The organism is Furfurilactobacillus milii (assembly GCF_009864005.1).
Taxonomy (GTDB): domain Bacteria; phylum Bacillota; class Bacilli; order Lactobacillales; family Lactobacillaceae; genus Furfurilactobacillus; species Furfurilactobacillus rossiae_B.
In genome coordinates, this window is sequence record NZ_WEZQ01000018.1 from 22,391 (window position 1) to 34,148 (window position 11,758).

The 11,758-nt window shown below is 45.5% G+C and carries 8 protein-coding genes; 2 read left to right on the plus strand and 6 right to left on the minus strand.

What is annotated here, in order from left to right; translation table 11 throughout:
* Positions 1 to 106: 106 nt before the first annotated feature.
* The 5 genes from carB to GB993_RS09760 all read right to left on the minus strand — a co-directional run bounded on the left by carB (position 107) and on the right by GB993_RS09760 (position 7,517).
* Positions 107 to 3,283, minus strand: a complete 3,177-nt coding sequence (carB, locus tag GB993_RS09740) for a carbamoyl-phosphate synthase large subunit (protein ID WP_161004140.1) — start codon at positions 3,281 to 3,283, stop codon at positions 107 to 109.
* On the minus strand, positions 3,276 to 4,361 hold the full coding sequence (locus GB993_RS09745; protein WP_161004141.1) for a carbamoyl phosphate synthase small subunit: 1,086 nt from the start codon (positions 4,359 to 4,361) through the stop codon (positions 3,276 to 3,278). Before GB993_RS09745 ends, carB begins: the two co-directional genes overlap by 8 nt.
* Positions 4,348 to 5,667: a dihydroorotase gene (locus GB993_RS09750; RefSeq protein ID WP_161004142.1), complete on the minus strand. Its 1,320-nt coding sequence runs from the start codon at positions 5,665 to 5,667 to the stop codon at positions 4,348 to 4,350. Before GB993_RS09750 ends, GB993_RS09745 begins: the two co-directional genes overlap by 14 nt.
* Positions 5,651 to 6,568, minus strand: coding sequence for an aspartate carbamoyltransferase catalytic subunit (locus GB993_RS09755; protein WP_161004143.1), 918 nt, complete (start codon positions 6,566 to 6,568; stop codon positions 5,651 to 5,653). Before GB993_RS09755 ends, GB993_RS09750 begins: the two co-directional genes overlap by 17 nt.
* A gap of 340 nt (positions 6,569 to 6,908) precedes the next feature.
* Positions 6,909 to 7,517 (minus strand): NAD(P)H-dependent oxidoreductase, encoded by a 609-nt coding sequence (locus GB993_RS09760; RefSeq protein WP_161004144.1) that lies wholly within the window; start codon positions 7,515 to 7,517, stop codon positions 6,909 to 6,911.
* A gap of 93 nt (positions 7,518 to 7,610) precedes the next feature.
* On the opposite strand from GB993_RS09760, the gene GB993_RS09765 reads away from it, so the two are divergent.
* Together GB993_RS09765 and GB993_RS09770 are read left to right on the plus strand one after the other, a co-directional pair.
* Positions 7,611 to 8,423, plus strand: coding sequence for a MerR family transcriptional regulator (locus GB993_RS09765; RefSeq protein WP_161004145.1), 813 nt, complete (start codon positions 7,611 to 7,613; stop codon positions 8,421 to 8,423).
* A 214-nt stretch (positions 8,424 to 8,637) separates the two neighbouring features.
* Complete coding sequence (locus GB993_RS09770; protein WP_161004146.1) at positions 8,638 to 9,540, plus strand: agmatine deiminase family protein; 903 nt, start codon at positions 8,638 to 8,640, stop codon at positions 9,538 to 9,540.
* A 191-nt stretch (positions 9,541 to 9,731) separates the two neighbouring features.
* Here the strand turns inward: GB993_RS09770 and GB993_RS09775 are convergent, their stop codons facing one another.
* The gene (locus tag GB993_RS09775) at positions 9,732 to 11,657 is read right to left on the minus strand and encodes an ABC transporter ATP-binding protein/permease (protein WP_161004147.1); all 1,926 of its coding nucleotides are present in this window, start codon (positions 11,655 to 11,657) and stop codon (positions 9,732 to 9,734) included.
* Between the last annotated feature and the right edge of the window lie 101 nt (positions 11,658 to 11,758).

Consider the following 11,758-nt stretch of genomic DNA (forward strand, 5'->3'; position numbering starts at 1 on the left):
GAACCAATACATTTTCGATCTATTAATATTTTTATCTATGTATAACTGAATAAAAAAACATCATTGATTGCAAAACGCAAATCAATGATGCCAAATTTTGTTATTTTTACATCGCCGCTACACCCAAACTCCGCGACTCCAGCACCGTCAGCAATGCTGCCACCGTATCCAGTACCGTAAATAACGGCACATCGTTAGCGATTGCGGCTTCACGAATCTGGAGGCTGTCGCTTTGCGCAGACTCATCTAATCTCGAAGTATTGATCACCATCTGTAGTCTCCCTGCATGAATGGCGGTTACAGCGTTGTTGTCAGACTCGGATACCTTACCGAGTACATCAGCTTTGATACCTGCTTGTTCAAGCATTGCTCCGGTTCCACTTGTAGCAACCAGATCATAGCCGAGGTCTGTCAAACGACGGGCCAGTGCCAATGCTTCCTGTTTATCACGATCGGCAACGGTAATCAGTACGCGACCGAACGTTGGCACCTGAATTCCAGCCGCAACGAAGGCTTTGTATAGCGCTTTTTCAAACGTTGGTGCCATCCCCATAACTTCGCCCGTTGACTTCATTTCAGGTCCCAGCAATGCATCAACATCTGGCAGTTTGGTAAAGGAAAAGATTGGTGCTTTTACCGCAACCTGACTACTGTTAGGCAACAATCCCGTTTCGAAACCGAGGTCAGCCAACTTATCGCCAAGCATTACGCGTGCCGCCAACTGCGCAATTGGTGTATGCGTCACTTTGGCAATGAACGGAACCGTCCGTGACGCACGTGGATTGACCTCAATCACGTAGGCTTTATTGTCGTGAATCACAAACTGCACGTTCATCATGCCGCACACATTTAAGGACTTGGTCAGATCGATGGCGGCTTTCACCATCGACTGTTTCACATGCTCACTCAAATGCTGTGGCGGATAAACGGCCATCGAATCGCCGGAGTGCACGCCAGCCCGCTCAATGTGTTCCATCAGTCCGGGAATAACAACAGTGTCCCCATCTGAAATGACATCCAATTCTGCCTCAGTGCCCTCTAAGTACGAATCAATCAGTACCGGGTGGTCGTTTGAAACCTGCACCGCTCGAACCATGTAGTCGCGCAGTTCCGATTCATCGGCAACAATCTCCATCGCTCGGCCACCTAAAACATACGACGGCCGAATCAGCACGGGGTAGCCAATCTCACTGGCTGCACTGACCGCGCCATTTACCGTTGTCGCTGTCATCCCCACCGGTTGCGGCAACTGCAGCTTTTTAATCACGTCGTCAAACGCCTGTCTGTCCTCTGCCCTGTTCATGTCAGTCACGCTGGTGCCCAAAACTCTGATGCCATGGTCGGCCAACCCTTGAGCTAAATTGATCGCCGTTTGCCCGCCGAACTGAACCATGACACCCAGCGGTTGTTCTTGTGCCACCACGTTCAAGACGTCTTCCAATGTCAGCGGTTCAAAGTACAGTTTGTCCGAAATTGAGAAGTCCGTCGAAACTGTTTCTGGATTAGAGTTCATGATAATCGCTTCGTAGCCGGCACGCTGAATTGCCTTAACCGCGTGGACAGTGGCGTAATCAAATTCAACGCCTTGCCCAATTCGAATGGGACCGGAACCTAGCACCAGAACGGACGTCCGGCCACTCTTCACGGCTTCATTGGCACCATCATACGTTGCGTAATAATAAGGTGTTTGCGAATCAAACTCCGCTGCGACAGTATCAACCATATTGTAGCTAACGGTAACTTGATGTTCTTCTCGCCAACTGCGAACTTGGTCAAACGACCAGTGCCATAGTGACGCAATCAGTGCATCACTAATTCCGTTTTGTTTGGCGAGGCGTAACGTGGTTTCATCGCCAATATGGTCAACTAACAACTGTTCAAGGTCTACAACATGCTGAATTTTACTCAAGAAAAACATGTCAATTTTCGTTTTGCTATGAATTGTTTCACGTGACACATTTCGTCGCAGTAATTCCGCTACTCTGAATAGTCGATCGTCCCGCGCAGGCATTAAACTCGCTAACAAGAGTGGCGTGGTTACCTGCTCAAAGCGCAACTCTCTTAGGTTTGTAACACCGATCTCTAATGACCGTATTGCTTTATTAAGTGCCTCCTCGAAGTTCCGACCAATTGCCATCACTTCACCGGTGGCCTTCATTTGCGTACCCAATTGACGGTCAGCTAATGGGAATTTATCAAACGGCCAGCGGGGAATCTTAACCACTACATAGTCCATTGCTGGCTCAAACGCCGCTACAGTTTTATTCGTTACCGGATTTTTAATTTCATCTAGATTCAACCCGACCGCGATTTTAGCGGCCATTTTTGCAATTGGATAACCCGTGGCCTTGGAAGCCAGCGCTGATGAGCGGGACACCCGTGGGTTCACTTCAATAATGTCGTAATGATCACTGTTTGGATCAAGTGCCATCTGAATATTGACGCCACCCTCGATATTAAGGGCGCGAATAATTTTTAGCGCTGAATCACGCATCATTTGATAATCACGATCAGACAATGTTTGAACCGGTGAGACAACAATCGAATCACCGGTGTGAACACCCACGGGATCAACGTTTTCCATAGATGCCACAATGAGTGCTGTGTCCGCATGGTCGCGCATTACTTCAAACTCGATCTCCTTGTAACCGGCAATTGAACGTTCAATGAGCACCTGTGTTACCGGGGATAATTCCAGTCCGTTTGCAGCGATTGTCCGCAACTCGTCCTCATCATTGGCGATCCCACCACCGGTGCCACCAAGTGTGTAGGCTGGCCGCACGATGACGGGATAACCAATTTGTTTTGCAAACGCCAATGCCGGGGCTAATTCCATGACCGTTTCCGAAGCAGGTACCGGCTCATTCAATTTGGCCATGAGTTCTTTAAACTGCTCACGATCCTCGGCTTGCTCGATAGCGGTGAGCTTAGTGCCCAACAATTCGATGCTTAATGCTGCCAGAATGCCGTCTTCATCCAACGCTTTGGCCATGTTCAAGCCTGTTTGCCCACCAAGCGTTGGCAGAATTGCCTGTGGTCTTTCCTGACGAATGATCTGTTTTAAAAAAGGTAACGTCAGTGGTTCCAAATAAACTTTATCGGCAATCTCTGGATCGGTCATAATCGTCGCTGGATTTGAATTTACCAGTACGACTTCATAGCCCTCTTCGCGCAATGCCATCGTCGCCTGCGTGCCGGAATAATCAAACTCAGCTGCTTGCCCAATCACAATCGGGCCAGAGCCAATAACCATAATTTTATGAATATCTGTCCGTTTAGGCATGTTGAGGAGCTCCTTTCTGCGTCATTAAATCAACAAAATGGTCAAACAGGTCTTCAGCATCGTGTGGACCAGGCGCTGCATCTGGATGAAATTGAACGGAAAACGCGGACTGGCCCGTTAACCGCAATCCTTCAACGGTATGATCGTTGACTTCCTCATGTGTAACTACCAGTGAAGTACCAGTCACTGATGCAGCATCCACCGCGTAGCCGTGATTCTGCGAGGTAAAAGCAAGATGTCCCGTCTTTAGATTTTTCACCGCATGATTGAAGCCACGATGACCTTCATGCATTTTGAATGTTTCGGCACCATTGGCTAGTGCGAATAATTGATGGCCTAGGCAAATTCCCATTAACGGCACGCGTGTTTCGAGCGTTCTAATTTGCTTCAGACAAGAGGTCATTGTCCGTGGATCGCCAGGTCCGTTTGAGAGCAAAACGCCATCAGGATGCGTGTTCAAAATCGTTTCAGCGTCTGTATCTGCCGGGAACACAGTGACATTTATTTGCCGTTTGGCTAATGCACGAAGAATTGAATTTTTCATACCAAAATCAATTAAGGCAACGTTCAAGCCTGTATTCGGTGCGACGTAAACTGATTTTGTGGTGGCTTGTTCAACTAAGTCAGGTTGTTCAAACGACTTCAATTTTTCAAAAATGTCATCTGCTGGTGCATCAACCAGCGCCGCCCTCACTGTGCCAAGCGAGCGAATTTCTTTCGTCAGCGTCCGTGTATCGACACCGGTTAGCCCTGGTAACCCCATCGTTTGTGCCCATTCTGGTAACGATTGCGTGGCTCGCCAATTAGATGGTTGGGTGGCGACCTCGTGAACGATTACCGCACTGGCAGCCGGTTTTAGCGATTCGAAATCGACCGCGTTAATACCATAATTACCAATTAGTGGATACGTAAACGTCAGTAATTGCCCGCGGTAGGACAGATCTGTTAGGGATTCCTGATAACCGGTCATGCCCGTATTGAATACCAGCTCGCCCATCGCATCACGGTCTGCCCCAAAGCCTTCTCCCCAATAAACTGATCCGTTTTCTAATACCAGTGCCCGTTTATTCGTTGTCATCATGACCTCCTGTGTTATCAGTCGTCGCGTCATACACAATTTCACCATCGACCATCGTTAATAGCGTCATCCCTGTCACTGTCTGGCCGACAAACGGACTGTTAACCGCTTTAGACGCAAACTCATTGGCCTCGATAGTGTGCTGATGTGTAATATCGAACATCGCTAAATCAGCTTCCATTCCAACTTTCAGGACTGTTGGTGCATCTAAATTGAACGCTGACGCAGGTGCTTTCACTAACCATTGTTGTAACTGCGCCAGGGTAGCCAAGCCGCTCTCAATGAAGTGGGTGTAAAGCAGTGGGAAACACGTTTCCAATCCTGTTATACCAAACGCTGCGGTGCGAAAATCACCACGTTTGTCCGCCACACTATGTGGTGCATGATCAGTCGCCACCATATCAATCGTGCCATCCAACAAGCCAGCGATAACCGCCTCACGGTCAGCCGGTGTCCGTAATGGCGGATTCATCTTTAAGTTCGTTTGCGTAGCAGATTGAATGTCCGTCTCATCCAGCAATAGGTGATGAGGTGAAACTTCAGCAGTCACGTGCACCCCCATCGCCTTGGCAACCCGGACAAGTTCCACACCAACCTTCGTTGAAAGGTGGGCAACGTGGTAATGAACGCCAGTCGCCCGTGCTAACACTAGGTCACGCGCCAGTTGAGACGTTTCTGCTAGTGGATTGGCGCCGGGCAATCCCAATTGATCTGCCCGTTCGCCCTTATTCATCACGCCACCATTCATCAACGATTGATCTTCAAGGTGGGCAACGAGTGGCCGGTTAACAGCCTTAGCAGCTTTCATCGCAGCCAACATTGTGGCGGCACTTTGAACCCCCTTGCCATCGTTCGTAAAACCAATAGCCCCAGCCGCTGCCAGTTCTTGGATAGGACTCACCGTCTCGTCCGTCAGATTGGCGGAAATGGCGCCGTATTGTTTCACGTGAATCAATCCTGATTCTTTGTTACGACGCAATTGTTGTTGTAATAATGCGGCTGTTACTGGCACTGGATTTAAGTTCGGCATCGCCAACACAGTCGTAAAACCACCTCGTGCAGCAGCTCGACTCCCTGTGGCAATTGTTTCTTTGTCCTCGAATCCTGGTTCACGAAAATGAACATGAACGTCAATTAAGCCGGGCATTAGTAGCACTCCCTGTGCATCAATAACGTGCTCGTCATCGTTTGCATCAAGATCGTGATCCGTAATTGCCACTACTTTGCCACCTTGAACTAGGACATTTCGGCGAGCCTCTGCTCCCGTTTCATCAATGATTGTGGCGTTCTTAATTAGTAACCGCATGTTTGGCCTCCGTGACACTTGTCAAAATGGCCATCCGTGCAAAGACACCGTTTGCCATTTGCTTAAAGATCCGTGATTTCGGTGATTCAACCAGACTATCCGCAATTTCCACACCACGGTTCACAGGTGCCGGATGCATAATAATAGCTTGCGGTGCCAAACGTTCATACCGAGCTACTGTAAGGCCGTAAGCTTCATGATAAGATGCCGCGTCAAACTGCTCATCGGCAGCTTCCGACAATCGTTCGTGTTGAACTCTGAGCATCATCATCACATCGATTGTTGATAGATCATCATCAAGCTCTACACGCTGGCCAAACTGATTGAAATCGGCCGGATACCAACTGGCCGGGCCGGCGAAGCTAACGGTTACGCCCAATCGTTGCAAGATTTCAGCATTTGAGCGCGCTACCCGTGAGTGGCTCAAATCGCCGACAATGCGAATATGTAATCCTTTGAAATGCCCAAATTCCTCGTAGATCGTCATGAGATCAAGCAAGCTTTGTGAAGGATGTTGTCCAGAACCATCCCCGGCGTTAATCAAAATCGGCATTAGTCCTGATTCGTCATGTAGCAAGGGTTCATACCAGTCCGTCTGTCGATGGCGAACAACGACAGCATCAACACCAATCGCGCCTAAAGTTTTGAGTGTATCCGACAAACTTTCACCCTTTGCTGTTGAGCTGCTACTTGGATCAACAAGAATCTGAGACCAACCTAGTTTAAGTTCCGCCATCTGAAAACTACTTTTAGTCCGCGTCGAGTTTTCGAAAAACAAATTAGCAACGGTTCGTTTTTGTTCAGGAATCTCTGCGGTACCTTGTTTAAAGGCTATCGCCTGCTCGATTAACTGCATAACCTCTTCGTTCGTCAACGTATTCAAATTCGTAAATTGATTCATATTGCAGCTCCTTTATTTGTTTTTTGGCAAATAAATAGCCCCTGAAAAATTCCGAGAATCTTCCAGGGGCTTCGCTGTTTTGCTTATCCATGGTCTGCGGGTACTGTCACGCAGTACCGCAGCCAAACCGAATTCCTTTTAAGCCTCTCGGACTTAATTAAAGGTTATTTAATTTGGTTTAGTGTAGCACTGTCATTTTCATTTGCAAAGAGGCAAATTCAATTTTCACGAATGAATTTGCTGATTATTTAAAACAACATACGGAATTATAAAAAAGATGATGGGCCAACTTGGCCACATCATCTTGAATTTGAAGTGCTTAATTTAAAACTGTCAATCACTACTTAGTGTCGTCTTCGTTCAAAAATGCGTTCACAAAACCTGGAATCTGTTTGAGATAATCCGTTAATGCTGGACGCTTGGCAACAATAATATCACCCATGTTATGCCACGTCACTTGTTTTGCACCAATCGATTCCAACGGGAAGTTCACAATTTTTTCAACAGAACCATCATAACCCTTGAAGAGTTCATCGTTGGTTAGTTCCGAAGTGGATAATACCATGGCACTGTTCACTGCCGTGTGTGGAACTGCCTTTTTATCAACAAAATTGATAACCCGGTTTGCTAAAAAGACCTTATCGAAGAAACCTTTTAACATTGCCGGTGTGCTCAACCACCAGATTGGGAACATCACGATGACCTTATTGGTTTTCTGAATGATGTCAATATATTTAGCCACCATCCGGTCCTTAAAGTCACCTTTGCCATAAACGGAAAGGTCGGTGGCGCGCATAACAGGATCAAACCCATCCGCATAGAGATCAATAAGCTTGTAATCCTGTTGGCGTGCAGCCAACGTTTGCGTCACTTGCTCTAGTTCAGCATGCGAAAAACTACCGTCCCACGGGTGCACATAAATAATCGTCACTTGTTCCTTGTCACTCATAATTGAATTCCTCCTCTAACTGATGTAACCTACACTAAACTGTCACGCTACGTTATAGTCGATTCGAAAGTGCAAATTATTTGGAGAAATTTTATGTTGAAGATTAGTACGTTTGCTAAACTTGCCCAAACGACGCGGCGAACGTTGATTTTATACGATGAGCAAAACGTCTTCAAACCAGCCGAGGTTAGCGATGAAGGCTACCGATTCTACAATTATGATCAACTGTACGAGTTATCCTTCATTCTGACGCTACGCAAACTCGGCCTCTCGCTCGATGAGATCAAGCAAATTAGTTCGACCGACAGTAAGAAATCGCCCAACGCTTTACTGACGAACTTGCAGTCCCGCGTTGATGAGCAAATTCATGACTTACTATCGGTCAAACAGTCGTTAGGCAGCAGAATGACTGCTATTAACTCAGAGACGCCGATTCACTGCGACGCGCCGTATATTCATGAACATAAAAAGCAATCTTTTTGGCAATCGACGACGTTGCATGACTGTTCTCGCCAACAAATTGCCGAGGCCTTTGCCGAGTTTTACAAACGACTAGATCCACTCGTTAGTATTAATGGTAAATGTTCGGGTTTTATCCTCGATCTGCCAAATGCAAACGCAGCCCAATTCATCAATGCCCCCTTTCGTTTGATTAAGGAAGCGACTACGGATATTAATAACGCGTTCATTACCACGGTCAATCGACCGGCTGGCGATTATCTTGCCATCGATATCGATAACGATGATGCCGCCATTTGTAACGGGATCGATTTGATTCATCAATACGCTATCGCACATGAACTCACGCTCCGTGGCCCACTGTGGCAGATTAATATGGATGAAGATATCCGTTTACCGGAAGCCACCCCTGCGGTGCTACGACTGGAATATTTAGTTGCTAATTAAAAATATAAATCAGACCTGTCAACCCCGACCTTTTCCACTCCTGTCGGGGTTATATTTTTATATAAATATATAAACCAAACCTCATGTTAGACTTAGGCCATCTTGAAAGGTGGTCAGATATATGAAGTATCGACGATTATCCACATTCGCGTTCAGCATCCTGTTGGCAAGTCTATTATTGTTCCTGCCAATGTCCGCAAGAGGAGATTCAACCATGATTTACACAGCCCTGCCCAAACAATCGGATCACTATTACCACCGTATTTATCCAGATTTAATTCAATACAATCAAACATTTTCTGGACGGTTGGCTAGCAACGATCAACTTACCAGCCTTACCGAATCTAATCAGGGTGGCAAGTTTGCAACCACTCCTTACACGTATGACGATATTTGGGTCCGTGATGTGGCACCAATTATCACGACAACAATGGCGAAGTTCCGATACTCACCTGCCTATTTGCCCAAAGCCGACAGTAGTTACTTGAATACGAGCTTCACCAATTGGCTGAATCAATCACATTTCGACTATCACTCATCTAAGTTGGTCTTAGATGGTGGCAACGTTCAGTGGAATAAAGATAATGCAGTAGTAATTACCAATCGGGTGTTTAAAGATAACCCACACTGGTCACATCATGACATCATCAACGAGCTTAAACACCAGCTTAACGTCAGCAAAGTTGTCATTGTGCCTGCAGAGCCGGGTGATACGCTTGCCCACACCGATGGCATGATCAAGTTCCTGACACCAAACACCGCGTTTATAAGTGATTTTGAAGGTAATCGAGCTTTCCAAAACAAATTCAAACAGATTGTTAAAAAGTCACTCCCCCACGTCCGTTTGATTACGCTCAAATCGGCCTATACTGATGCCGGACAATATGACAAAAAAATCGCGTCTGCCCGCGGTTTGTATATCAACATGCTGGAAACAGCACACACGATTTATGTGCCACAGTTCAATTTGACCAGCGATAAAGAAGCACTTCATGCCATCCAAGCACACACGTCTAAACGCGTCATCGGCATCCCCATCGCCAAGGTTTCCACGCTTGGTGGCGCGATTCATTGCACTACCTGGGATGTGCCAGCGAAGTTTGTGCCAAAACGATAGCCGCGTTTCACGTGTAACAATTCAGATAGTATATATCGGTAAGTTCATCAATTAGTAAAAACGTGATGACATAAAAAGCCAAAAGTATTCACGGATCACGTGAGTGCTTTTGGCTTTGGTTCTTTTAAATGAGCAGCGATTACGTCATTAAAAGCCACTATAAAAAGTTATTTGAGTAATTTAATAAGCTATCATTCGACCGATAACGATTCAATTGGATCCAATTTGGATGCTTGGTGGGCCGGTGCCATTGCTGACACCAGACTAATTATTACACCAGCAAAAAGTCCAAAAAGGGCATAGCTTACGCTCATCTGAATGATGCTGAAGTGAATGGCAGGGACTGCAAAATGATTAATTAATAGCTGTGCCAACCCTGCAATGACGACTCCAAGTGTCGCACTGAATAATCCAATAAAAAATGCTTCCGACACGAACAAATTCCGTATATCACGTCGACGAACGCCTAACGCTCTGATCACACCAATTTCTTTCGTCCTCTCCGAAACACTGATGTACAGGACAACAATAATCATGATGGCCGAGACCAGTAGTGAAATAGCCGCAATGCCTGCTAATACATAAAATGCTAACGAAATGTACGTATTCACTGTCCCCAACATCGCGCCAACACCGGTAAGGGAAAAAGCTAGTTTACCATTAACCTTTATATCCTTAATTTCATTTTGAGCACGTTTCGTTGTTTGGATATTTTTTGTGGAAACAGTCACGAAGTTAGATCGTAACGTTGCCCCACTTTGCTTATACATGTCCTTCAAACTATTGTAGTTAACAGTGTCTTTGCCAAAATTGATAATGCCGGAAACACGCATATTCCGTGTAACTGTAATTGGCTGCCCATTATTATCCACAGCAGCGATGCTGAAATTCACGCTTTGACCAACCAATGACTTGTAATTTTTAGCAAATTTTTGAGCGGTTTCTCTTTTTAACAAAATTTCATTTTTTTCGGGTCGCGACCCTGTCTTGATATCACTAACCTTTTCTGTTTTGTTCCATGTTTGAAATTGTTTAACCTGCTGTGACTTTCCTCTGTATTTCACTTGAACACCACTGTCCCTTTGGTATCCTGGCACGACCCGAGTGACATTATTAACTTTTTGGATTCGATCACGATCTGCCTTAGTCACTTCTAGGTCTTGCTCGGAAGTGACATCACCACTAACTTTTTTGGTCACTTGAATTGTGGTCGGGTTAATGTGCGACATAATCTGTTTATTCATGTATCCTTTAACGCCATTGCCTAACGCAAGCATTAAGATGACGCTAAAAATGCCTATGGAGCCGCCGACCACAATTAATAAATTCCTTTTGGCATTGTAACGCAGGTGCTGCAAGCTCATTTTCAGCGTTGACCGAAAACTCAGATGCCTTGTCTTAACTGAAAGTTGTTTACCCTCTTCTCGAAAAGAAGGCTTTAATTGACGATCTTCGTCAATCTTTCCATTTTCCATATGAATTATCCGTGTACCATAGTTTGCAACATTCTGACTGTGCGTAACACAAATAACCAGTTTGCCATTCTCAGCAATGTCATTCATTAGCTCCAAAATTTCCTGAGTATTTTCTGCATCCAAAGCACCAGTCGGTTCATCTGCAATGATAATGTCTGGATCAGATGCTAACGCTCGTGCAATGGCAACACGTTGTTTTTGACCTCCAGAGATTTGGTTTGGATACTTACTGATGTGATTTTCCAACCCCACCTGCTTTAATAATTTTTTTGCCCGTTTAACCTGTTCATAATGGGGTAGGTCAGTCATTTCCAGGCTGATCATGACGTTATCTAGCAACGTTAGATGACTAATCAGGTTAAAGCCTTGAAAGATAAAGCCTATTGTTTGACGGCGAAAACTGTCCATGGCTTGTTCAGTAGCATCGTGCATAGACTTCCCGTTTAGCAAGACATCCCCTTCATATGCGTGGTCTAATCCCCCGATGATGTTCATCAGTGTTGATTTGCCACCACCTGATTCGCCCAATATGGAAACAAATTCACCTCGCTCAAATTTAAGACTAATTCCATTCAAAACAGGAAATGGTTCTTTATTTACATAATAAGTTTTATGGATATTCTTTAATTCTAAGAAGTTCAATACGATGTCCTCATTTTCGTTTGTTTGGCAATCGACTCCAATTAAACTTGCGATTGGAATCGGTAAAATGAATCATTTTACGTTCAACTCTCGACAATCTG